At 62.2% G+C, this 22,488-nt stretch carries 20 protein-coding genes; 11 read left to right on the top strand and 9 right to left on the bottom strand.

Annotation, left to right across the window (positions count from 1 at the left end; all coding sequences use genetic code 11):
* Window positions 1-704 precede the first annotated feature (704 nt).
* Window positions 705-1,262 (bottom strand): hypothetical protein, encoded by a 558-nt coding sequence (locus HAV21_RS14025; protein ID WP_166842127.1) that lies wholly within the window; start codon window positions 1,260-1,262, stop codon window positions 705-707.
* Window positions 1,263-1,463: 201 nt separating this feature from the next.
* Window positions 1,464-2,414 carry a 5'-3' exonuclease gene (locus HAV21_RS14020; protein ID WP_166842126.1) on the bottom strand — a complete coding sequence of 317 codons (951 nt, stop codon included), beginning with the start codon at window positions 2,412-2,414 and terminating at the stop codon, window positions 1,464-1,466.
* A gap of 169 nt (window positions 2,415-2,583) precedes the next feature.
* Between HAV21_RS14020 and HAV21_RS14015 the strand changes: the two genes are divergently transcribed.
* From HAV21_RS14015 to HAV21_RS13980, 8 genes are all read left to right on the top strand, one after another.
* Window positions 2,584-4,518 carry an FAD-binding monooxygenase gene (locus tag HAV21_RS14015; protein WP_166842125.1) on the top strand — a complete coding sequence of 645 codons (1,935 nt, stop codon included), beginning with the start codon at window positions 2,584-2,586 and terminating at the stop codon, window positions 4,516-4,518.
* A gap of 108 nt (window positions 4,519-4,626) precedes the next feature.
* Window positions 4,627-5,925 carry an SWIM zinc finger family protein gene (locus HAV21_RS14010; RefSeq protein ID WP_166842124.1) on the top strand — a complete coding sequence of 433 codons (1,299 nt, stop codon included), beginning with the start codon at window positions 4,627-4,629 and terminating at the stop codon, window positions 5,923-5,925.
* Window positions 5,922-7,364 carry a DUF5691 domain-containing protein gene (locus HAV21_RS14005; RefSeq protein WP_166842123.1) on the top strand — a complete coding sequence of 481 codons (1,443 nt, stop codon included), beginning with the start codon at window positions 5,922-5,924 and terminating at the stop codon, window positions 7,362-7,364. The genes HAV21_RS14010 and HAV21_RS14005 overlap by 4 nt, the downstream gene beginning before the upstream one ends.
* The gene (locus HAV21_RS14000) at window positions 7,361-8,467 is read left to right on the top strand and encodes an AAA family ATPase (RefSeq protein WP_142939301.1); all 1,107 of its coding nucleotides are present in this window, start codon (window positions 7,361-7,363) and stop codon (window positions 8,465-8,467) included. The genes HAV21_RS14005 and HAV21_RS14000 overlap by 4 nt, the downstream gene beginning before the upstream one ends.
* Before the next feature lie 3 nt (window positions 8,468-8,470).
* Window positions 8,471-10,876 (top strand): DUF5682 family protein, encoded by a 2,406-nt coding sequence (locus tag HAV21_RS13995; protein WP_142939302.1) that lies wholly within the window; start codon window positions 8,471-8,473, stop codon window positions 10,874-10,876.
* Window positions 10,873-12,099, top strand: coding sequence for a VWA domain-containing protein (locus HAV21_RS13990; protein WP_166842122.1), 1,227 nt, complete (start codon window positions 10,873-10,875; stop codon window positions 12,097-12,099). Before HAV21_RS13995 ends, HAV21_RS13990 begins: the two co-directional genes overlap by 4 nt.
* 55 nt (window positions 12,100-12,154) lie before the next feature.
* Window positions 12,155-13,462, top strand: a complete 1,308-nt coding sequence (locus HAV21_RS13985) for an MFS transporter (RefSeq protein ID WP_166842121.1) — start codon at window positions 12,155-12,157, stop codon at window positions 13,460-13,462.
* 99 nt (window positions 13,463-13,561) lie between these two features.
* Window positions 13,562-13,822 carry a hypothetical protein gene (locus HAV21_RS13980; RefSeq protein WP_142939305.1) on the top strand — a complete coding sequence of 87 codons (261 nt, stop codon included), beginning with the start codon at window positions 13,562-13,564 and terminating at the stop codon, window positions 13,820-13,822.
* A gap of 17 nt (window positions 13,823-13,839) precedes the next feature.
* Here the strand turns inward: HAV21_RS13980 and HAV21_RS13975 are convergent, their stop codons facing one another.
* Both HAV21_RS13975 and HAV21_RS13970 read right to left on the bottom strand, forming a co-directional pair.
* On the bottom strand, window positions 13,840-14,196 hold the full coding sequence (locus tag HAV21_RS13975) for a TraR/DksA C4-type zinc finger protein (protein ID WP_142939306.1): 357 nt from the start codon (window positions 14,194-14,196) through the stop codon (window positions 13,840-13,842).
* 6 nt (window positions 14,197-14,202) lie between these two features.
* On the bottom strand, window positions 14,203-14,685 hold the full coding sequence (locus tag HAV21_RS13970) for a pyridoxamine 5'-phosphate oxidase family protein (RefSeq protein WP_142939307.1): 483 nt from the start codon (window positions 14,683-14,685) through the stop codon (window positions 14,203-14,205).
* A gap of 248 nt (window positions 14,686-14,933) precedes the next feature.
* On the opposite strand from HAV21_RS13970, the gene HAV21_RS13965 reads away from it, so the two are divergent.
* Window positions 14,934-15,374: a hypothetical protein gene (locus HAV21_RS13965; RefSeq protein WP_223942541.1), complete on the top strand. Its 441-nt coding sequence runs from the start codon at window positions 14,934-14,936 to the stop codon at window positions 15,372-15,374.
* A 67-nt stretch (window positions 15,375-15,441) separates the two neighbouring features.
* On the opposite strand, the gene HAV21_RS13960 is transcribed toward HAV21_RS13965, so the two are convergent.
* Window positions 15,442-16,062 carry a dihydrofolate reductase family protein gene (locus tag HAV21_RS13960; protein ID WP_142939308.1) on the bottom strand — a complete coding sequence of 207 codons (621 nt, stop codon included), beginning with the start codon at window positions 16,060-16,062 and terminating at the stop codon, window positions 15,442-15,444.
* A gap of 96 nt (window positions 16,063-16,158) precedes the next feature.
* The gene (locus HAV21_RS13955) at window positions 16,159-16,554 is read right to left on the bottom strand and encodes a hypothetical protein (RefSeq protein WP_142939309.1); all 396 of its coding nucleotides are present in this window, start codon (window positions 16,552-16,554) and stop codon (window positions 16,159-16,161) included.
* Between the two features lie 161 nt (window positions 16,555-16,715).
* Between HAV21_RS13955 and arfB the strand changes: the two genes are divergently transcribed.
* On the top strand, window positions 16,716-17,135 hold the full coding sequence (gene arfB / locus HAV21_RS13950; protein ID WP_142939310.1) for an alternative ribosome rescue aminoacyl-tRNA hydrolase ArfB: 420 nt from the start codon (window positions 16,716-16,718) through the stop codon (window positions 17,133-17,135).
* A 112-nt stretch (window positions 17,136-17,247) separates the two neighbouring features.
* Here the strand turns inward: arfB and HAV21_RS13945 are convergent, their stop codons facing one another.
* Window positions 17,248-17,682: a nuclear transport factor 2 family protein gene (locus tag HAV21_RS13945; protein ID WP_243753294.1), complete on the bottom strand. Its 435-nt coding sequence runs from the start codon at window positions 17,680-17,682 to the stop codon at window positions 17,248-17,250.
* Between the two features lie 92 nt (window positions 17,683-17,774).
* Here HAV21_RS13945 and HAV21_RS13940 point away from each other — a divergent pair, with 92 nt between their 5' ends.
* Complete coding sequence (locus HAV21_RS13940) at window positions 17,775-20,363, top strand: excinuclease ABC subunit UvrA (protein ID WP_243753293.1); 2,589 nt, start codon at window positions 17,775-17,777, stop codon at window positions 20,361-20,363.
* Window position 20,364: 1 nt separating this feature from the next.
* On the opposite strand, the gene HAV21_RS13935 is transcribed toward HAV21_RS13940, so the two are convergent.
* Together HAV21_RS13935 and HAV21_RS13930 are read right to left on the bottom strand one after the other, a co-directional pair.
* On the bottom strand, window positions 20,365-22,113 hold the full coding sequence (locus tag HAV21_RS13935) for a pyruvate dehydrogenase (RefSeq protein WP_166842118.1): 1,749 nt from the start codon (window positions 22,111-22,113) through the stop codon (window positions 20,365-20,367).
* Window positions 22,114-22,200: 87 nt separating this feature from the next.
* Complete coding sequence (locus HAV21_RS13930; protein ID WP_243753292.1) at window positions 22,201-22,473, bottom strand: hypothetical protein; 273 nt, start codon at window positions 22,471-22,473, stop codon at window positions 22,201-22,203.
* Window positions 22,474-22,488 lie beyond the last annotated feature (15 nt).

The following is a 22,488-nucleotide window of genomic DNA, read 5'->3' as shown; positions in this document are numbered from 1 at the left end:
CATCGACATGACAACCGGCGCCCCCTGGTTCATCCCCCCACCCCACATCGACCCCCACCAAAAACCCCGACGCAACCACCACCACACACCCCAACGAACATAAACCCAACCCACAACAACCCCACGCCAGCGACACAGTCCCGCGCCCGTGGACACATTCCCGCGCTGCGTCGCAGCCAGGCGCCCGTCGGCAGAACCGGGCGTTGGGCGACACATCCGGCTCTGCACACCCCGGCGGTCGCTGCACAGCTGCGCGCCCGTTGGTACATACCCGCGCTGGCGGCGCAGCCCGGCAAAACCCTGCGCCGGGTCCACCCGGTTCCGGCGCGCAATGCGTGCCCCTACCCCCTCGTTACAGGGGCCAGAGCAAGGGGCCGGCCGTACTAGTGTGAGGCCTCGTTCAACATGCCGTCTCCGTCGGGCTCGGAAAGGGAGGTTCACCAGTACCGAAACAGCTTTGCTGCCTCTTATGCGCCAGTGCGGAACTGCCAGGTTGAGGTCCGCTCAGACACCAACGACCGCATCTTGTAAAAGAATAAGGGCCTGAGCACGGCTCAATACCGTGCCCAGGCCCTCGCTTCTTGGTATCCCTGCCTATTGGGCAAGTCCGGCTTTCGGGGTCCAGTTCATATCCGCTTCCAGTTCATATCCGAGTCCGGTTCACTTCCTGGGACCCCGTGGCCGGGACCTCCTTCACTGTGACGTTAGCGGCCGCCTCCTCCGATGACCCCGGCTTCGACTGCTTTGGTTACTGCGTCAGCTTCGGCTTGCGTCAACTTGCCGTCAGTGACCGCTTTGTCGAGCTTGGTCTTCAGGGCGGCGGAACGTTCTGCCTGGCCTGCTGCGCGGATCTCTTCCAGGGCTGTGGTGACCTTGGATTCGTCAACAGCCAGCGATTCGGCGAGCGACTTCGCCAGGGCAGCGTCCTGTGCTGCGCGGTCCGGCTTGGTTCCTTCCGTTCCTTCTGCAGGAGGCGTGGTGGGCTTGTTCGCCTCACGGAACGCTTTCAAGGCTTCAGCGACTTTCGCTTCGTCCACGCCGAGCTTTGTGGCCAGTTCCGCGGCGATCTGGCCGCCGTCCCGCCCGTGTCCGTGACCGCCGGGCCTACCACCGCGATCTGACGGGGTGGTGGCGTCCGCGGATGACGTGGCACTGGGCGATGGTGTGGTGGCAGCTGTAGCGATGCTGGTTGCACCCAATCCTGCCCCCAGCGCCAGAGCTCCGGCCGCAAGTCCCAGTGTGATTCTCTTGGTTTTCGACATATGCCTCTCCTCAATGAGCCGTTGGTACGGCTTGTGTCTGAGGGACGGTCAATGGTTCCGTCCTCTTAACACGATGGGAGACCCACCACAGTCCAGGCTGTTCTGAACCTGTCATTCGGCTGTGAAAGTGAACGGGAGTCTGTGAGGGTTGCACCCAACGGACTTGCCCCTATCGGACGTTGCTCCTATGGGATATTGCCCTTATCGGAAACGGTCCAGAGCGTCCAGCAGTCTCTTGACCGATCCACCCAGGTTCCATTCTGTGGCCAACTGCTCAAGTTCTGTCCGCGCGTCTCCTGTGACGGGGCGCAGCTCAGCGCCAGCGTCTCGAAGTGTCGGGACGTCCAAATCACGCACAACATTCACGACGGCGGGCGCCACCTTGAGATAGTCAGCCGCCGCGGACAGCTTGGCCCGCACGGTAGCCGACAAACCGCCGTCGGGAGCTTCCGCAGCCTCAAGCAGTCCCTCCAGCGACCCATGGGCAGCAAGCAGCGACGCAGCCGTCTTTTCGCCGATGCCTGCGACGCCGGGGAGGCCGTCGGAGGCATCGCCGCGAAGTGTTGCGAAGTCGGCGTACTGCTGGGGCAGGACACGGTACTTGCCCACCACGACGACTTCGGTGAGAACTTCCAGGTTCTTCATACCGCGTGCTGTGTAAATGACGCGGACCTCTCGGTCATCATCGACAAGCTGGAAGAGGTCCCGGTCACCGGTGACCACGTCCGTCGGGATGGTTGCGTGGCTCGCGTAGGTTCCGATGACGTCGTCGGCCTCGTGTTGGTCGACGCCCACAACGGCGATCCCGGCGAGGTCCAGGACGTGTCGGATCATCGGGATTTGTGCCTCAAGAGGGTCCGGAACAACCTCCACATCCGGACCGTTGGGCACAATCTCCGCCACCCTGTGCTGCTTGTAGCTGGGGATGAGGTCCACGCGCCATTGCGGACGCCAATCATTGTCCCAACAGGCCACCAAGTGCGTGGCTTCGTAGTCGGTAGTGAGGCGGGCAATCATGTCCATCAATCCCCGCACTGCGTTCACAGGCGTCCCATCGGCTCGGCGAATGGAATCTGGCACGCCGTAGAAGGCACGGAAATACAAAGAGGCAGTGTCCAAGAGCATCAGTCGCGGCATACCTGATCCTGACATGCCCGTGACCTGATGCGCAGGAGGCAGCACGAGGTTCTGGCAGAAGAGACGCCAGGGACTTGAACCGGGATGTGAGCCGCATTACGATTATGTGAGCGATAATAGAACAGGTTGTTCTATTATCGAACATCGTTCTCTGTTATTGCCCACAAAGAAGTGAGGAAAGCCCGTGCAGTTTCATCACCACGGTTACGTATCCGGTGACCCGCGAGTTGAGCCGGCCGCCGGCGTAGGGATCGATCGTCCCGCCGAGCTTCCTGACGAGGTGGATGTTTTGATTGTGGGCACTGGCCCCGCGGGTATGCTCACGGCGGCGCAGCTCTCCCAGTTCCCGAACATCACTACGCGCATTATTGAGCGCCGTCCAGGGCGTTTGGCCATCGGTCAGGCGGACGGCATCCAGGCCCGCAGCGTGGAGACGTTCCAAGCGTTCGGATTTGCCGAGCGAATTATCGCGGAGGCCTACCGCATTACGGAGATGGCGTTCTGGAAACCGGACCCGGCCGATCACTCCCGCATTGTCCGGGCTGCCCGGGCCGTGGATGACCCGGCAGGGATCAGTGAGTTCCCGCACTTGATCGTGAACCAAGCCCGTGTCCTGGATTACTTCGCGGAGTTCATGGCCAACTCCCCCACACGAATGAAACCCGACTACGGCTATGAGTTTCAGGGCCTCAACGTCACCAGCGAAGGTGATTACCCGGTTGAGGTGACCTTGGGTCACACCTCAGGACCCAATGAAGGCCAGGAACGGGTCATCCGTGCCAAGTATGTTGTGGGTGCTGACGGTGCCCGCAGCAAGGTCCGTGAGTCGATCGGATGTCACCTGGCCGGCGATCAGGCGAACCATGCATGGGGTGTCATGGATGTGCTGGCAGTGACGGATTTCCCGGACATCCGCACCAAGTGCGCCATCCAGTCCGGCTCCGGTGGCAGCATCCTGCTGATCCCGCGCGAGGGCGGGCACCTGTTCCGCATGTATGTGGACCTGGGCGAAGTCAACCCTGAGGACAAGGGTGCAGTGCGAAAGACCACCATTGAGCAGATCATTCAGAAAGCTAATGACATCCTCCACCCGTACACTCTTGACGTCCGTAACGTCGCTTGGCATAGCGTTTACGAGGTAGGTCATCGGCTCACGGACAGGTTCGACGACGTTCTGCCGGAGGACCGCGGTACCCGCACCCCGAGGGTGTTCATCACCGGAGATGCGTGTCACACCCACAGTGCCAAAGCCGGGCAAGGCATGAACGTGTCCATGCAGGACGGCTTCAACATCGGCTGGAAACTCGGCCACGTCCTGGAAGGCCGCAGCCCCGAATCTCTTTTGGACACCTACTCGGCTGAACGGCAAGTGGTGGCGAAGAACCTCATTGACTTCGACAAGCAGTGGTCAACGCTGATGGCCAAGAAACCCGAGGAATTCGAAGACCCGGCGGAACTGGAAACCTTTTACACCAGCACTGCCGAGTTCCCTGCCGGTTTCATGACCCAATACGCGCCCTCGATGGTGGTTGCCGACGCACGGTACCAGGACCTTGCCACCGGCTTCCCCGTAGGAAAGCGCTTCAAATCAGCGCCCGTCCTTCGGGTCTGCGACACCAACCCCATGCACCTGGGCCACCACGCCAAAGCGGACGGCCGGTGGCGCATCTACGTTTTCGCCGACACCGCAGAGGCAGGAGCGCCGGGCCCGGTCGCTGACTTTGCCGAGTGGATCGCGAACTCGCCTGCTTCGCCGCTGGCCGCTACGCCGTCGGACGCTGACCGCGACGCCTGGTTCGACGTGAAGGTGGTCTACCAGCAGGACCACACCAAGGTGGACATCAATGCGGTACCCGCGGCCTTTAAGCCTACTGTTGGACCCTTCAGGCTGACCTATCTCGAAAAGGTGTTCGGCACCGACCCCAACAACGACATCTTCGAGCTGCGTGGCCTCAGCCGTGACGGAGTGGTGGTTGTGGTCCGCCCTGATCAGTACGTCGCCAACGTCCTGCCCCTGACCGCGACCAGCGAACTCGGTGAATTCTTCGCATCGCTTTTAGCCGTGGAGCGGAGTAAAGGTGTCCGAACCGAGCCGGGTTTGGTCAGTAACCAGGCCTAGCGAGCGAAGGGCAGTGCCGGGGAGCCGAGTGCCGGCTTCCCGGCAGTTCCAACGCCACACCCTCACCGCTGTTCTATAGTGTCGGAGCCGTCGGGCAGAATGTGAGGCATGGGGCGTTGGAGCGAAGAGACAGTCATTAACGCGGCCCCGGACTCCTCCTCACTGGCAGCAGCACGGAAGCTTGCGCATCCGGGTCCGTGGACGGACTGCGGCAGCAACGACGACCTTGTGTGGGGTAAGTGCCAAGGCAGCGGAAAAACGCCATACCAAGTGAGCGTAGACATTGTGGCGCCCGCCTACCGGTGCTCGTGTCCCAGCCGAAAATTCCCGTGCAAACATGCCTTGGCTCTGCTCCTGCTCTGGGCACGGGGCGAGGCGGCAGAGGCGGGAGCCGAGACCGCTGATTTCGCTAAGGAGTGGGCAGACCAACGGGCTGTTCGCGCCACGGTCAAAGAACGCCGGAATGCGGTGCAGCCCGCCGATCCGGAAGCGCAGGCAAAGCGTCTCACCGCCAGACTCGCCCTGATGGACGCGGGGGTCGACGATTTTTCGCGCTGGCTGACGGACCTTGTCCGCACTGGACTTGCCGCTGCCCGCAACCAGCCCTATTCATGGTGGGATGCCGTTGCAGCACGTTTGGTGGACTCCCAGCTTCCTGGTCTGGCCGAACAGGTACGGGACATGGCTTCCCAAGTCCACGGCAGGACCGACTGGGCTGACCATCTTCTACGCCACGCGGGCCGTTGGTGGGCCTTAACCAAGGCATGGTCAGGCAGGGACAACCTCACGCCGGAAGAATTCGCGGACGTCAAGGCTGCCCTCGGGTGGGCCACGGCGTCTGCCGATGTACAGGGCACTGAATCGCTGCCGGGTCCTTGGCTGGTTCTGGGAGCGCACCGGAGCGATGACGGACGCCTGCAGCAACAACGAACGTGGATACAAGGCCCGGACGGAACGGTAGTAGTGCTCCTCGATTTCGCCGCGCAGGGCCAAGGTTTGGCGGCGCCGCAACTTGCCGGGGCTCTGCTTGATGTCACAGTTGCCCGTTACCCCGGAACAACACCGCAGCGCGGGATGTTCACGGGCCCTGTCACTCCCTTGGACGTGGCTTCAAGCCTCGGCACGGGGCACAGTATTGTGCAAGCCCTTGAGCACGAGTCTGCCGCTGTTGCCCGTTCACCGTGGCGGACCAGGATTCCCGTGCTTTTGGACGAAGTCACGGTCAATTCCGAGGGAACCGGGTGGCTGCACGATCCGCACGGCGACGCACTCCCATTGGTGGACGCCCCGCTCGACTCGTTGCTGGCACTGACCGGTGGCCATGCTGCCAGTATTTTTGGTGAACTGGAAGATGGTCGAGTGCGTCCCCTGACCGTGGTGGTTGACGGAAGGGTGGTGACCCCATGATGTGGTTGGCGGAGCTGCGAACAGCAGCGCTGGTGGGTACCGGACGGCACGACGCCCCCCAACCGCCCGCCGAGCTGGGATTTCAAGCACCCGATGGACTGAGCCGGGAGGAATCTCTGTTGGATCAGGCCGCGCTGGCTGACATTGTGACCCGGGCGACGCGGACAGCCTCTGCCGCCTCCAGTGCAGGATTTCCTTCACCGGCGCCTGCTGACGCAGTGCCACAAGCCAGCGGAGAGGCCGCACGGCTGTTGGAACTTTTGCTGACCCAGGCACCTGTGGGTCCTGGCCTGAGGACCCAGCTGGTAGTGGATTGGCTGACGTTGGCTGAAGAAGCACGACGACGGGTCCCCCACCGGCTGCTGCCGGCGTTACTGACGTTGGCTGAGACACAGTCCATTGTCTTCAGGCGTATGGAACCGGCAATTGGAACCCGCGGCCGGTGGATGCAGGAGATCAAAGGCCAGCCTTCTCAAGAGCCCGCAACCCAAAGTACTGGCCTCCGCGGCTCTGATGCTGCGGCAGGCTACGGACCGCTGAGAGGCCGTGATCCAGCAGCTGCACGCATACAACTTAGCGAGTGTTGGACGTCGCTCAGCGCCCGGGAACGGGCAGGCAATCTGGCGTTGTTCGCCGGAAACCTCCATGACAACGACGAAGCTCTGCTGGAGAAGGCCTTGGACGACAAAGCAAAAGGCGTACGGGACGTGGCACTCCGGCTCCTGGACCAGCTTCCCGGAAGTGCGCGTGCTGCTCGGATGGCCGCCAGGCTGAAGCCTTTGCTGCAGCTCAAAGGGCTCCTGAGCAAACGGCTGGAGATAGACCTCCCCCCGGACCCTGACAAGGAGGCTCTGCGGGACGGCGTTCCAGCGGACCCACGCAAGGGCGAACCGGACCGGATGGCACGGTTGGAGGCCATCGTCAGAGGGGCACCGCTGGACGTGTGGACGTCGGTAACAGGCCGTAACCGCCCGGCTACCGTTGCGCTGCTGCAGGACGAGCCCCGCGTCCTGAACGCGATGATCGCTGCAACTGCCGCCCGCAACGATGTTGAATGGGCCCGTGCGCTTCTTGGGGTCCTGACAGACAGGAGGCTGCTCGATTGCCTCCCTCCCGATGAGCGGGCACATTGGCTCGAGCGCCACGTCCGGGAAAGCAGTGACGAGCCACTGACACTGGCTCCACTCCTGCAAGACCTGCCGCAGCCGTGGTCCGTGCCGTTGGCAGAGGCGGTATTGACAGTGATTTCCGGCAAGGATGGGGGCCGTCTGGCCGTCATCCTGTCCGAAGGCCTGCCTACCGCGCTTCCACCGGAGGTCACCGAGCGTTGCCGGCAGCTTTTGGCACAGGCTGACAAAGACGCTTCCCGGCGCCGTGCGCTGCGCGACGCTGTCCAATACCAATCATTCAAACAATCCCTGACGGAGGCTTTCCGATGACCGATACCCAGAACGCCACGGAGGTTCTTCGCGCGCACGCCGAAAACGCGTACGCCGATGAACTCAGCGCTTTGGACGCTGTTGACGACCGCCCCCGCCCACCCAGCTGGCGGCTCTCTCCCTGGGCTGTCACCACCTATATCCTGGGGGGTACGTTGGCCAACGGTGTTCAGATCAGCCCAAAGTATCTTGGCTCGGAACGCCTGGTGGAAATCGCCGTGGCGTCACTGGCCACAGACCGGGCCCTGCTGTTGCTGGGTGTGCCGGGAACCGCGAAGACCTGGCTTGGTGAACACCTCGCCGCAGCCATCTCCGGTTCATCCACGCTGGTAGTGCAGGGCACTGCGGGTACCCCTGAAGAGGCTCTGCGGTACGGCTGGAACTATGCCCGGTTGCTGGCCGATGGCCCGTCCCGCGCCGCCATGGTTGCCGGCCCGGTGATGCGCGCCATGGAGACCGGAAGCCTTGTGCGGGTTGAAGAACTGACCCGTATTCCTTCCGACGTGCAGGACTCCCTCATCACTATTCTCAGCGAGAAAACGTTGCCCATTCCTGAGCTCAACGAGGAAGTCCAGGCACGGAAGGGCTTCAACGTGATCGCCACCGCGAACAACCGCGATAAAGGCGTCAACGATCTCTCGTCCGCCCTTCGCCGCCGGTTCAACACGGTGATCCTGCCGCTCCCGGACAGCATCGACCAGGAGGTGGAGATCGTGACCACCCGTGTTCGTAGCTTGGGAGAGTCATTGGAGCTGCCCGCCGATTTGGCTGCACTTTCCGAGATCCGCCGAGTGGTTACCGTCATGCGCGAACTTCGGTCGGGGGTGACCCAGGACCAGCGGACCACCATCAAGTCCCCATCTGCCACATTGTCTACAGCAGAGGCCATTTCCGTGATGACCAATGGGTTGTCCCTGGCAGCACACTTCGGTGATGGCACGGTCCGGGCAGAGGATGTAGCCGCCAGTCTGGTGGGCGCGGTGATCAAGGACCCTGTGCAGGACCGTGTGATCTGGCAGGAATATCTGGAGACCGTTGTGCGGAACCGGCCTGACTGGAAAGACCTGTACCGGGCCTGCCGCGACCTCGAATCGTCCAACTGAAAGATGACAGACGTCCACGTTCTGGGGATCCGGCACCATGGTCCGGGCTCGGCCCATTCCGTCGCGGAAGCCCTTGCGACCCTTCGGCCTGATGTGGTGCTGGTGGAAGGGCCACCGGAGCTTGACCAGGTCATCCCGCTGATCACGGACCCGGACATGCTTCCCCCGGTCGCAGGCCTGATCTATGCGGTGGATGAGCCTCGCCTGGCGTCCTTCTACCCCATGGCCGCGTTCTCGCCCGAGTGGGTGGCAATCCGCTGGGCCTTGTCCACGGGTAAGCCCGTGCGTGCCATTGACCTGCCCGCCGCCCACACGTTCGCGCTCCGAGCAGCAGAGGAACGAGCAGCAGAGGAAGGAGCCGCACAGGAACGAACCGCACAGGAACGAACCGCACAGGAGCCAGCCTCGGCGGCTTCGGAGAAGGAAAAACCATTAGTTGCCACTTCCGACGACGGCGGCGAATATGCCGCCGTCGACGGTAAGCCTTCGGATGACATGGAGAACCCCCCGGCCGCCCCGCAGCAGGCGTACAGACCCGATGCGATTGGCATGTTGGCCGAAGCTGCGGGCTACAGCGACGCGGAACGATGGTGGGAAGACTCCGTGGAGCACCGCAACACGGACCCCGTTGAGCGCTTTGAAGCTCTCATCGAGGCGATCACGGAAATCCGGGCCATGGATCAGCGTCCCGCGGACCATCCTGACGTGCTGGAGAATAACCGCCGGGAAGCTGCCATGCGACGCTTCCTGCGGGCAGCCATGCGCGAAGGGCATGAACGCATCGCCGTGGTGTGCGGCGCCTATCACGCACCGGCCTTAGTGCCGTCGGGGTTCCCTTCGGTTTCCGCCGACAACAAAGTCCTCGCCGGTTTGCCGAAGGCCAAAGTGGCTGTCACGTGGGTTCCCTGGACATCGAACAGGCTTAGCTTGGCCAGCGGATACGGAGCAGGGGTCACTGCCCCGGGCTGGTACCAACACCTGTTCGCGCATTGGATGGCCAAGGACCCCGGGCAGGATGTTGCCACCACGTGGCTGGTCCGGGTAGCCCATGCGCTGCGTAAAGAGAATCTGGATGCATCCACGGCGTCCGTGGTGGAGGCCAGCAGGATGGCTACTGCGTTGGCAGCTGTTCGTGGGCGGCCCACCCCTGGCTTGCCGGAGCTGGACGATGCCGCGCAGACAGTCCTGTGCGATGGTTCGCCGCTGCCGCTGGCCTTGGTTCATCGCGAATTGACTGTTGGTCGCGAGCTAGGGAACGTCCCGGACTCCGTGCCCACCCTACCGTTGGCAGCGGACCTCGCCGCTACCCAGCGAAAGCTGCGCATGAAACCCAGTGCCATGGAAGAGGTCATGGTCCTGGACCTGCGCAAGCCGAACCAGTTGGCCCGTTCGGTCCTCCTGCACCGCCTGGAACTGCTGGGTGTGGCCTGGGGTCAGCTGACGGACGCCGGCAGGACTTCCGGCACCTTCAAAGAAGCATGGACCTTGCTGTGGAAACCAGAGTTGGCTGTCTCCTTGGTGGAAGCGAGCCGTTATGGCACCACTGTCGCCTCAGCCGCTGCTGCTTTTGTCTCTGAACAGGCGCAGGCAGCCGAAGGCCTGCCGGTTCTCAGCAGCTTGCTGGAAAGCTGTCTGCTGGCCGAGCTACCCGACGGAATTGCCGGCGTCGTGTCCGCTTTGGCTGAACGCACCGCCCTGCAGCAGGACGTTGCTCCCCTCTTGGAAACCATCGCGCCGTTGGCCCGCACATGCCGGTACGGCAACGTCCGTGGAGTAGACGTCAGTGATGTGGGGAAAATTCTGCAAGCCACGGTGATTCGCTCGTGCGTTGGACTGCCCACCGCCTGCGCCGGCCTTGATGATGAGGCCGCGGGTGTGATGCGCCGCGCGATCGACTCTGCACAGAATGGCTTGAGCTTACTGCCGGAACTGCCACTGGATGACTGGCATACGGCCCTCTCATCCGTGGCCAACTCTGACTCGATCCATGGCTCGGTGGCGGGCCGGGCCACCAGGCTCCTGTTGGATGCGGGCCTGGTGGAAGGAGACGACGTAGCATCACGCCTTAGCCGGCGCTTATCGATCGCTACCCCAGCCTCGGAAGCCGCAGCCTGGTTGGACGGCCTGCTGTCCGGCGACGCCACCTTGCTCATCCATGATCGGCGGCTTCTGCAGATCGTTGATGAGTGGGTGGAAGGAGTGCACGATGACGTTTTCGAGGACGTCTTGCCCTTGATCCGGCGGACTTTTTCCGCCTTCAGCAGGCCTGAGCGGCGCGAAATCGGCGAACAGTTAAGCCGGGTCGGTTCTACCGGCTACGCAGCAGACTCCTCTCCCATTGACCTGTTCGACGCCGGCCCTGCGCTGCAAACCATGGCAAGAATTCTGGGATGGAAGGCAATCGCATGAGCAACGATGCAGCTGTGACAGGTGACTCTGGCGCGCTGGAGGATTCCGCCGGGCCCGGGCGTGACCGGTTGAGCCGTTGGCGTTTGGTGCTGGGCGGGCATGATGCTGACGGCATCTCAACCGAGGAAGGGGTGCCGGTTCAACTGTCGGACGATGATGTCCGCCGTGATGAGGCCTTGGAAGAACTCTATGGTGGCGGGTCGGCCCGGCGCGGAGGTCTAGGCTCGTCCAGTCCGCGGGTGGCCCGATGGCTTGGCGACATCCGCGGCTATTTTCCCTCCTCGGTGGTCCAGGTCATGCAGGCCGATGCCATGGACAGACTCGGCTTGAGGCAGTTGCTTCTGGAACCGGAAATGTTGCGAACTGTCCAACCGGACATCGGTCTGGTGAGCACCTTGGTGGGCCTGGGGCGGGTGATTCCGGAGGAGTCCCGGGAGACAGCCAGATCGGTCATTCGGCAGGTCACCAAAGAGCTGGAAGAACGGCTGCGCGCCAAAACAATTCAGGCAGTCTCCGGGGCGCTCAACCGTTCAGCACGGACCCGCCGTCCACGGCATAGGGATATCGACTGGAACAGGACCATTGCCGCCAACCTTAAGCACTATCAACCCGAGTACCGGACGGTGGTGCCCGAGCGGCTCCATGGACACGCACGGCGCAGCACCGAAATTCAGCGCGAGATCATTCTGTGCATTGACCAATCAGGCTCCATGGCCGAATCAGTGGTGTACTCCAGCGTCTTTGGAGCGGTCCTTAGTTCACTCAAGTCAGTAAGTACCCGGTTGGTGGTCTTTGACACCGAAGTGGTGGATCTGACCGAAGACCTGGACGATCCAGTGGACGTGCTGTTCGGCGTGCAACTGGGCGGTGGCACGGACATCAACCGGGCCCTCGCCTATTGCCAGGACCAGATCACCAAACCCGCCGAGACCATCCTTGTGCTCATCAGCGACCTCTACGAAGGTGGAATAGCAGAAGAGATGCTGCGTCGTGCCGCTTCCATTGTGGGCGGCGGGACCACCATGATCGCCCTGCTGGCTTTGAGCGACAGCGGTCACCCATCCTTCGACTCCAGCCACGCCGCAGCACTTGCGGGGATCGGTGTTCCTGCCTTCGCGTGCACGCCGGATCTGTTCCCGGACATGATGGCGGCAGCCATTGAGCGCCGGGATGTCAGCGAATGGGCAGCCTCCCAGGACATCCCTACGAGTCACGAAAAGTAGCCCGCAACCACTGGTTTCTCTGGCGGCGTGAGGGCAACGGGACGAGAATTAGCTGGTGGTCCATCCTGGCACGGGTGAGGGCGGCGACACCCTCAATGACGCCGCCCGAAAGATCCAGCGCGTCTACCTGACCTTGACGCTGGGCAATACCGTTGCGGCGTCCTTCATCTGGGGCATCAACACCCTTTTCCTGCTGGATGCGGGCCTGAGCAACCTGGAGGCGTTTTCCGCCAACGCCTTCTTCACTGCAGGCATGGTTCTTTTCGAAGTTCCCACGGGCGTGATTGCCGATGGGTGGGGGCGGCGCGTCTCATTCCTCCTGGGCACGGTGACGTTGGGCGTCTCCACCTATTTGTACTTCGTGATGTGGCAGATCTCCGCGCCGTTCTGGATGTGGGCCGTGGTTTCGGTTCTCCTGGGCCTGGGCTTTACGTTCTTCTCCGGCGCTGTTGAGGCATGGCTCGTCGACGCACTGCGCTTCTCCGGCTACGAAGGCGGGTTGGAATCCGTACTTGGCCGAGGGCAAATGGTTCAGGGCGTAGCGATGCTGGTGGGCTCGGTGGCGGGCGGGGTGATAGCCCAAGCCACCAACCTTGGCGTTCCGTTCCTCCTGCGCGTGCTGGTGCTGCTCGCCATGTTTGCTGTTGCGTTTGGGCTCATGCACGACGTCGGCTTCTCGCCGGAGCGTTCGACGCACCCTCTCCGCGCGACCAGAGCGGTTCTGTCCGCATCAATCGAGAACGGTTTGAAGAACCCGCCCGTCCGGTACGTGATGTTGGCAGCCCCGTTTACGGCCGGCGTCAGTTTCTACGTCTTCTACGCACTGCAGCCGTACCTTCTGGACTTGTTTGGCGACCCCAAGGCCTATTCAATAGCCGGTCTGGCCGCTGCGATCGTTGCGGGATCGCAGATCCTGGGCGGCTGGCTGGCCCCACACGCGAGGCGGCTGTTCCATAAGCGCACCACTGTGCTGATCGTCGGTTGCCTGGCAGGCTGCGTCATCCTTCTGGTCCTGGGATTGACGCGTGTCTTCTGGGTGGCTCTGGTCCTGCTCGCCATCTGGGCCGTTGTGGGCTCGGCAGCCATGCCCGTCCGGCAGGCGTACGTGAACGATATGATCCCGTCGAAGCAACGGGCCACCGTCCTGAGCTTTGATTCGCTGATGGGATCCAGCGGCGGCGTCGTCATCCAGCCAGTGCTGGGCCGGGGCGCAGACCTCTACGGCTACCCGGCATCATTAGCCATGGGCGGCGTCCTTGAACTCATTGCCCTACCGTTCCTGCTGGCCAGCCGGAAGCAAGGATCACCAGCCGACAACGCCAGCACCGCGGAAACCACCCCAAACCCTGAACCGCTTCCGTAAGGACGGCGACCAGAAGCTTTGGGGGCAGCGGCCCGTTGCTGCTATTGGGGCCCAAGTACGCCAAACTGGTGGTAACACTACTGAAAGCGCGGTTGCCACGTGATCTCCCTACACCAGGACGCCCAAGGATTCATCCGGATGAAGAGGCACTTTCCCGCCACCGCTGCGGTGTCCGTGGTTTTTTCCGACGGGACCGAGGAAATCTTCACGGCGCAGCGGCTCAACCAGATCTACGACGACGCGCTGGCCGCCTACCGTGCGGCGAACCATCTGGATGCCAAGGGCTTTGACCGGGGCCCCAGGAAGAAGGTCCAGCAGGGCATTGAATTCGTCCCGGTGTCACCGGGCATGTCCAGCTGAACCACCTTCCTGGTACGTCAAGCCCGCTTGCCCGAGGCATGGTGGACGCAGAACGGTGTCCATGGCCTGACCTCGAGTCTTTCTTCGGGAATGTCTACGCCGCACACCGCGCACTGCCCATACGTTCCCTCCTCGATCCTCGCCAGGGCCTCCTCGATCTGTTCCAAGCCCACCCGGCTTTGTCCCATGAGGGCGGATGCCTGGGAAAGCTCGAAGGCGATGGTGCTGCCCTCGGGATCGTGCTCGTCGTCCACATTGGAATCCTGACGGGCAAGACTCACCGAGGTGATGTCGCTTCGCAGCGCCTTCAGCAGCTCGAGTTTACGGTTCCGTTCACTCTCCAAAAGAACCCGAAACCGTTGGATGTCAACCACGGCGGGTCATAGGTCCACGGTGCCGCTCTCGCCCACGCTGAACCGGGAGTTTGTGACCTTGGACTTGACCCACTGTAGGACCGTGGCGGCCGTTCCGCCCGGGCTGGTCCAATACTCTGCCGAGTCCGAGTCAACCCGAAGCAGGCAAACCTCCGGAGTGTCGGGGCCATCGGGGTACCACGCCTCAACTACCTGGTTCCACAGCTCATGGATCTTTTCCCGATCGGTGACGACCTCTGCAGTCCCGGCCACAGAGACCCATTCCGTGTTTTTGCCAAAGGAAACGTTAACCCGTGGGTCCTGGCGAACGTGGGCAACCTGTGAGGTTCCCAGGCCCGTAAAGAACCACATGTCGCCGTCGTCCTTGACTTCCTGAACGGCAAGCGGCCTGCTGACCAGCGCCCCTGTCTCGTTCACAGTGGTTAGCATCCCGATCTTCGAATCGTTGATGATGTCGGTGACCTTCTTAATGGATTGTTCGTCAGTCATAGGGTCCTCACTTCTCCTTTGAGACTCGACTCATCGCCGTGCCCGGGGTACTTCCCATAGCCACCCTATTAGTAAGGCTACTGATTTGCTAGGCGATCGAGAAATGTCGCTGTTGGACTTGGAAACAGGATGCGATTGATGAGGGAATCATGCTGGGGCTTCATCCGTTCACTTCATAGTGACATGCCGACGGCGGTCAGGCTTGCTCCCGGGGGCAAGCGAAAACGACGGGAAGTTTGGGGACTACCATGACGTTGAGTGAAACCATTGACCGCTTGGAAACGGCGCACCTTATGGTCCGCGACGCCGAAGAATGGGACGGACTAACCGCCGCCCTCGCGGACGCGTATCGCACCCGTGATGATGACCTCGTAGAACAGCTGCTGCCGCCTTTTCTTCAGTCCTGGCGTACCGTGACCCACTATGTCCTCCGCGATACCTTCGACTCAGCAGGCATCTCAGTGACTGAACCCAGCCACCCCTGGGGAATTGCCACGTTGACCGCCTTCGGCGTTAGACGCGAACCGGTACTCTGCCAGATGGACCAGGTGGATTCGGCGGATCAGGTAGGTGCAGCTGTCGGAGCACCCACGTTGCTCACTTTTGCCGAAGCCATGAGGTACTACGCCGGGTGCCTGGCATCTCTGCTGGAACACGCTAACGGTCAGCAGGAGCAGTACAGGAACTAGCCTGATCAGCGCGTGTATGGATAAGTACTGCGTAGGAGCCATTGTCCCAGCCCGCGCCTCTATGATCTCAACCCCGTCTTGCTGTTGGCGGCCCGTCAATCACAGTAGGAATGTACTCCAGCAACTGCGACCTGCCGTCGAACGTCCGGCTGTCCACCAGCTCCAGAGAAACATCCGGGTATCCGTCGTAGATCCGCTCCCTGCCGGTCTTGCCCGTGATCACGGGAAAGACAACCAGCCGGTACCTGTCCACCAACCCGGCCGTCAGGAGGGAACGGCAGAGGCTCAGGCTGCCCAGCGTACTGAAGGTTCCGGACCTGCTCCTTTTTAGCTCTCTGACATTCTCCACGGCGTCACCGGAGATGAGCTCACAGTTGGGCCAGGCCAAGGGCCCCTTCAACGTGGACGAGAAGACAATCTTGGGCATGTCCGCCAAACCGCCCAGACTGGCGCCCTCTTCCTCCGAAAACCCGGAACTGTCTGCGGCGGCCTGCTCCGACATACTGGACATCAGTCGATACGTGGTGGCCCCCATGAGCGTAGTGAATTCCTTCTTTCCCTCTTGCTCGAGCCACGCGAGGTATTCCGGGCCTTCCAAACCCCACCAACCTGGCCAACCATCCGCTGAAGCGTAGCCGTCCAGTGAAATGATCAGGTCCACCATCAAGGTTGCGGGGGTCTCACTCATAGCAGTCTCCTCGTTTGACCGCGGGCTTTAGCCGCGCTCATTGCCCGTGCGCGGGAAACGCTAGTCCTGAGCAAGCCTTCATTCAAGAGGTCGGCACTAGAAGAGGAGTAGGACGAATCCCCCGAGCGTGCTGAGTATCCCGACCCCGGTGAGGATCCAGCCCAGAATGAGCACCGTGTTGTCGTGACGCGGTGGCCTGAGCGAGCATCGCGACGGATGGCAGAGGTCATAGTGGACCACCACTGCACCTGAAACAACGTTGTTGTCGTGAGCCGGAATATCCAGCAGGACTTTTTGTTCCTCGTTCGATTGATCGTGCCACCGCAGCCCCAGGAATCCACCTGCGGCGAACTGTTCTCCGTCCGCGGTGGCCCACACGCAACGACGCTTGGCTATGATCCATGCGCTGATCAACAGTGGCACGCCCGGAACGAACCCCACCCACGTCATCATTTCCAGGATGGGGCCAAGGACATCGAGGGAACCGGCCATGACATGATCCTAAGCGCAAGGAATGAAAACGATGTGGGGGGTGACAACTGCAGGGCGACAATGTTGCTTGGCACCAGGCCTACCTGGAAACTGGAACCGTGCCGGCGAACGTCACTGCAATCGCGCCGGACTGGACGTCCGTGACGTGCAAAGCTTGATCCATGGACCTGGATATCCCGCCGTCGCTGACTATCCCCGCCGCGGAACTTAGCTGGCGGTTCTCCCGCTCGTCCGGACCAGGCGGCCAACACGTCAACACTACGGATAGCCGGGCGGAATTGACGTGGAATGTTGCCGGATCCACAACCCTGACTGATGAGCAGCGGCAGTTGCTCCTTAAGCGCCTGGGACGCAAACTCATCGGCGGTTCCATCACCGTGACGGCATCAGAGGAGCGGTCCCAGCTTCGCAATCGGGAGATCGCCATGGCCAAGCTCGCTGAGATCATCAGGGTGGGACTCGTCCCGGAATCAATCCGTCGCGCGTCCAAGCCGACGCGAGGTTCTGCCCGGCGTCACCGTGCAGCAAAAGAAATCAGATCTGCCACCAAACAACAACGACGCCGACCCGCCGCGGAATGAGGTTTCTTCCCCTGTGACTGGAGGACTACTGGCGGGATCATACAGTCATAGCACCCGTCCAACTCACCTGTCCGGACGGGCCAGTGACCGGTGAGGCCCTGGAGCGCCACTCCTATCTGCTACTGATCTCCACCCACTGTGAACGCCATTCCGGAGCCGGAAAGGCCTCACTCCAGTAGGCAGTTTCCCTGGCGATCCTGCCGTCCCGGAACTCGAAGATGAAGACTGTCTGGTACTGAGGTCCGTCGTAGTCAAGCAACGCCTCAGCTACTACCAGATTGCCGCCGCTGAGCAGTCGTCGGGGCGTGATGGTGGGCAACTGCGGAAAGGCATTGTAAATACCCCTGCGGTTCCCGGCCCCGCGCACAACTTCCCCGGACTGCGGCCAATGCATGACGGCATCATCATGGAACAGCTCATTCATGACTTCAATATGGCGTTCGTTGATGCACTCGATCAGCCGCCTGACCACGTTCTCGTTGACGTCCTGTGGTTCGCCGCCCTGTTCCCCGAGGCCGCCCGGGTTCCCGGCGATTTGTTCAGCCATGAACCGCATTGTCCTCCCGGGGACCGGAAAGCACCATGCCTTGCGTCCTCAACGTGACCTTGCCGGGACTGCGGGCCGATAGAGTCATGTCAATGGACAGTAAACTGACAATCCCCGGGCACCCCGCTTCCAAGCAGCCGAAACCACAGTCTGCCGACTCTGAAGATGGCTTCGTCAGAGTCCGTGGAGCGCGCGAAAACAACCTCCACAACGTGGACGTGGACGTACCCCGCGATGCAATTGTCGCGTTCACCGGGGTTTCCGGCTCGGGAAAGTCGTCCCTGGCATTCGGCACCATTTTTGCCGAAGCCCAACGCCGCTACTTCGAATCCGTGGCCCCCTATGCCCGGCGCCTCATCCAACAGGGCCACAACCCCAAGGTTGAATCGATCACCGGGCTGCCGCCCGCCGTCGCACTCCAACAGCGCCGCGGCACGGCAACCGCCCGCTCCAGCGTTGGCACGGTGACCACGTTATCCAACTCAGTCCGCATGCTTTTCTCCCGGGCCGGCAGCTATCCCGAAGGGGCCAGCCAGCTGGACTCAGACGCCTTCTCCCCCAACACTGCTGCTGGAGCTTGCCCCCAATGCCACGGACTGGGTGTTGCCCACACGGTCACGGAAGAGACCTTGGTTCCTGATCCCTCGCTCAGTATCAGGGATGGTGCGATCGCCGCATGGCCCGGCGCCTGGCAAGGAAAGAATCTCCGCGACATCCTGACTCACCTGGGCTACGACGTGGACACACCCTGGCGGAAGCTGCCCAGGAAGGATCGTGACTGGATCCTCTTCACGGAAGAGCAGCCCGTGGTGGAGGTTACGCCCCAACGAGACCGCGTCGCCAAGCCCTACAAGGGCCGCTTCTGGAGCGCCAAAAGCTACGTGCTCCACACTCTGGCCGACTCAAAAAGTTCCACAATGCGTGAGAGGGTGCTGCGATTCATGGAAACCGGCCGGTGCCCCCAATGCAGTGGCAGCGGGCTTCGCCCGGAGGCACTAGCGGTCACCTTCGCCGGAAAAACCATCGCCGAACTCAACTCCCTGCCCATGACCGAACTGGCCGACATCATCCGCCCCACCACTCAAGTGACGGCGGCCAGTACTGCCTCACGGACCCAGACTTCCGGTGAAGTCAACGAAGTAGCCCTCGCCATCACCCGCGACCTCCTGAGCCGGGTCACGGTACTCCTGGACCTGGGGCTTGGCTACCTGGCGCTGGGTCGCCCAACACCAACGCTCTCCCCCGGCGAGATGCAACGACTCCGGATAGCCACGCAGCTGCGATCCGGGCTTTTCGGTGTCATCTACGTCCTTGATGAACCTTCTGCCGGACTTCATCCTGCCGATGCCGAGCCGCTTCTGGAGGTGCTGGACCAGCTTAAGCGCTCCGGTAACTCTGTGTTCGTGGTGGAACACAACATGGACCTGGTCAGGGCGGCCGACTGGTTGGTCGATGTTGGCCCGCACGCTGGCGAGGGTGGGGGACATATCCTCTACAGCGGCCCAGTAGCCGGACTGGCGGATGTACAGGACTCCGTGACGCGGCCGTTCCTCTTCCCTGGGCGCGGCGACGGCGTCGCCGGTGTTGAAGCAACCCACGACGCCGGTCTGGTCGCCGCCGGGACCAGGCCCGCGTCTCCCCGGCCACCAAAAGAGTGGCTCACGCTCCAGAACATTAACAGGCACAACCTTCGCGACGTTAAGGCTGAGTTCCCGCTTGGCGTGCTGACAGCGGTGACAGGCGTCTCCGGTTCGGGCAAGTCAACCCTGGTCAGCCACGTTCTGGCCGAAGTGGTGGGAGCCGCGCTGCATCCGGAAACCCCTGACACAGACGCCCCAAGCGCAGACACCCGGCCTATGCAGGACGCTGTGGGTTTGGTGTCCGGACTCCACCAGCTCGATCGCCTGGTGAAAGTCGATCAGAAGCCCATCGGCCGGACCCCCCGCTCCAACCTGGCCACTTACACGGGGCTCTTCGACGGAGTCCGGAAAGAATTCGCGGCCACTCAAGGCGCGCGTTCCCGAGGCTTCGGAGCTGGACGGTTCTCCTTCAACGTGGCCGGAGGCCGCTGCGAAACCTGCCAGGGAGAAGGGTTTGTTGCCGTGGAGCTGCTGTTCCTGCCAGGCAGTTACGGCCCCTGCCCCGAATGCCAGGGTTCGCGATTCAATCCAGAAACCTTGGAGGTTACCTATCGTGGACGCAATATTGCCGAGGTCCTGGGCATGACCGTAAACGCAGCGTCCGACTTCCTGGCTGATCTCCCCGGCGTTGCCCGCAGCCTGCAAACCCTGCGCGAAGTGGGCCTGGGCTACCTCCGGCTAGGCCAGCCCGCCACAGAGCTTTCCGGCGGCGAAGCCCAGCGCATCAAACTCGCCACCGAACTGCAACGCGTCCAACGAGGCCACACCCTGTACTTGCTGGACGAACCAACCACCGGACTGCACCCTGCCGACGTCCAGCTGCTCATGGCCCAATTGCACAAGCTGGTTGACGCCGGCAACACTGTCATCGTGGTGGAGCATGAGATGGACGTCGTGGCCGGCGCCGACTGGGTGATCGACCTGGGTCCAGGTGGTGGCGACGCCGGCGGCGAGATCATGGTCGCAGGCCCGCCGGCCGTCGTCGCGGGTTCGCGAACAGGCCGGACAGCACCCTACCTCGCCGCCGCCCACGGGCGGTAGCCTACCGCCGGGGAATGTTGCGCAGGTTGCTTCGTGCCATGCTGACAGCCTCCCCGGCACCACGGTTCAGGACCACTTTGGACATTGCGGTAGCGAATCCAATGACCTGCGAACCCGAAATCTTCGGCGGAATGGACAGGGCGTTGGGGTCGGTGATGAGTTCCACCAAGGACGGACCTGGATGGGCAAACGCCGCCCGGTACGCCGCCTCGATGTCAGCGGGATCCGTGACCCGGACTGCGTGGAACCCCAAGGCCTTGGCCACCGCCGCATAGTTGACGTCCGGAACGTCCACGCCGAAGTCGGGTAGCCCGTCCACCAGCATCTCCAGCTTGACCATGCCCAGGGTGGAATTGTTGAAGACCACCACATTCACCGGCAGCTGGTGCGCGGCCACGGTGATCAGCTCGCCCAACAACATGGACAGTCCGCCATCTCCGGACACGGAAATTACCTGGCGTCCGGGATAAGCCACCTGCGCGCCAATAGCGTGCGGGAGTGCGTTGGCCATGGACCCGTGGAGGAAGGAGCCGATCAGCCGACGCGTGCCTAACGGGTTGATGTAGCGCGCGGTCCAGACGTTGCACATGCCGGTATCGGCCGTGAAAATTGCATCCTCGGCCGCAACCTGGTCAAGGAGCGACGCCGCGTATTCGGGGTGGATGGGCTGTTTTTTCTCCACCTTGCGCGTGTAGGCGCCCACGGCTTTGTTCATCAGGCGGTCATGCTTCTTCAGCATCTGGTCAAGAAAGCGCCGGTTCTTCTTAGGCGTCACCAGGGGCAGCAGGGCCGTCAAGGTTGGCAACACGTCGCCATGAACTGCAATGTCGACGTCGGTCCGCCGCCCCAGCCGCTGTGCCGCCCGGTCAACCTGGGCCGTCCGGGTGTCCGGCAGGAATTGGTCATAGGGAAAGTCTGTGCCCAGTAGGATCAGCAGGTCCGCGTCCTCAATGCCCTCAGCCGCTGCGCCGTAGCCGAGCAGCCCGGTCATGCCGATGTCGAAGGGGTTGTTATACTGGACAAAGTCCTTGCCTCGCAAGGAATGGCCGATGGGTGCGTTGACCAGCTCTGCCAGGGCAATGAGCTCGTCATGGGCACCTTCGACGCCAGCGCCGGCGAAAATGGCAACCTTCCCGGCGTCGTTGATGGCGTCAGCAAGTTCCCGGACGCTGGCTGGATGGGGAACCAAAGCGGCCGGACGGAACGTTGCCGGCAGCGGGGTGGGCGCCGTTGCCTCAAGCCCGGCGATGTCACCCGGGAGCGTCACAACAGCCACTCCCCCAAGACCCACTGCATTTTGGATGGCGCTGTGCATGACCCGGGGCGCTTGCTCAGCGGTACTGATCATCTCCGAGTACACCGAGCACTCGTTGAACAGTCGGTCCGGATGGGTCTCCTGGAAAAAGCCACTACCAATCTGCTTACTGGGAATGTGCGATGCGATGGCGAGCACCGGGGCCCCGGTACGGTTGGCGTCGTACAGTCCATTGATCAGGTGGAGATTGCCGGGACCGCAAGAACCCGCGCAAACAGCCAACTTTCCCGTCAATTGGGCCTCTGCAGCAGCAGCAAAAGCGGCAGCTTCCTCGTGGCGGACATGGATCCAGTCGATGCCGCCCTTCGAGGAGCCTCCTGTTTGCCGAACAGCATCCACGATCGGATTAAGGCTGTCGCCAACGATTCCGTAGATCCGCTGCACACCGGCAGCTTGGAGTTGTTCGATGAGTTGGGTGGCAAGTTCCTTGGCCATAGTGTGCAGGCTCCCTCAATGGTGGTGGTGGGCTGACAGGGCCAATATAGTCGGCCCGGCCGGACGTCACCTCCGAATGCCCCCCGCTTAAGCTGCCAGCCGAGTCTCAAACAGGCGCTCCGCCAGCGTCAGCAGATGGCTCGGCACATCCTGGTCATCACCGCTTGTTCCGTGACCGAGGAAAACCGCAGTCCCGCTGACGGTGCCTTCGACAGGAGTGCCTGCTTCACGAATCAAGACCTCAGCCCGAGGGTTCAAAGGCAAAGGAATATGATTTGCCTGGTCATTGACCAGAACGTGCCATCCACGGCCGGTTATTGCTTCAACATTCCCCTCCACCAAGGATTGCTGCATTTCCATGACCGGCTCAATCCT

The organism is Paenarthrobacter sp. MSM-2-10-13 (assembly GCF_011605365.1).
Classification (GTDB): domain Bacteria; phylum Actinomycetota; class Actinomycetes; order Actinomycetales; family Micrococcaceae; genus Arthrobacter.
Note: the sequence above shows the minus strand (reverse complement) of the source record. Positions and strands in the feature narration are given on the sequence as shown.

Excerpts from the sequence above, each read along its gene's own strand:
- arfB (WP_142939310.1), top strand. The coding sequence starts at position 16,716 with ATGGACCTGGATATCCCGCCGTCGCTGACTATCCCCGCCGCGGAACTT.
- HAV21_RS13960 (WP_142939308.1), bottom strand. The coding sequence starts at position 16,062 with ATGAGTGAGACCCCCGCAACCTTGATGGTGGACCTGATCATTTCACTG.
- HAV21_RS13940 (WP_243753293.1), top strand. The coding sequence starts at position 17,775 with ATGGACAGTAAACTGACAATCCCCGGGCACCCCGCTTCCAAGCAGCCG.
- HAV21_RS14025 (WP_166842127.1), bottom strand. The coding sequence starts at position 1,262 with ATGTCGAAAACCAAGAGAATCACACTGGGACTTGCGGCCGGAGCTCTG.
- HAV21_RS13930 (WP_243753292.1), bottom strand. The coding sequence starts at position 22,473 with ATGGAAATGCAGCAATCCTTGGTGGAGGGGAATGTTGAAGCAATAACC.
- HAV21_RS14010 (WP_166842124.1), top strand. The coding sequence starts at position 4,627 with ATGGGGCGTTGGAGCGAAGAGACAGTCATTAACGCGGCCCCGGACTCC.
- HAV21_RS13965 (WP_223942541.1), top strand. The coding sequence starts at position 14,934 with ATGACGTTGAGTGAAACCATTGACCGCTTGGAAACGGCGCACCTTATG.
- HAV21_RS13955 (WP_142939309.1), bottom strand. The coding sequence starts at position 16,554 with ATGGCCGGTTCCCTCGATGTCCTTGGCCCCATCCTGGAAATGATGACG.
- HAV21_RS13935 (WP_166842118.1), bottom strand. The coding sequence starts at position 22,113 with ATGGCCAAGGAACTTGCCACCCAACTCATCGAACAACTCCAAGCTGCC.
- HAV21_RS13990 (WP_166842122.1), top strand. The coding sequence starts at position 10,873 with ATGAGCAACGATGCAGCTGTGACAGGTGACTCTGGCGCGCTGGAGGAT.
- HAV21_RS13995 (WP_142939302.1), top strand. The coding sequence starts at position 8,471 with ATGACAGACGTCCACGTTCTGGGGATCCGGCACCATGGTCCGGGCTCG.
- HAV21_RS14005 (WP_166842123.1), top strand. The coding sequence starts at position 5,922 with ATGATGTGGTTGGCGGAGCTGCGAACAGCAGCGCTGGTGGGTACCGGA.
- HAV21_RS13970 (WP_142939307.1), bottom strand. The coding sequence starts at position 14,685 with ATGACTGACGAACAATCCATTAAGAAGGTCACCGACATCATCAACGAT.
- HAV21_RS13945 (WP_243753294.1), bottom strand. The coding sequence starts at position 17,682 with ATGGCTGAACAAATCGCCGGGAACCCGGGCGGCCTCGGGGAACAGGGC.
- HAV21_RS14020 (WP_166842126.1), bottom strand. The coding sequence starts at position 2,414 with ATGTCAGGATCAGGTATGCCGCGACTGATGCTCTTGGACACTGCCTCT.
- HAV21_RS14000 (WP_142939301.1), top strand. The coding sequence starts at position 7,361 with ATGACCGATACCCAGAACGCCACGGAGGTTCTTCGCGCGCACGCCGAA.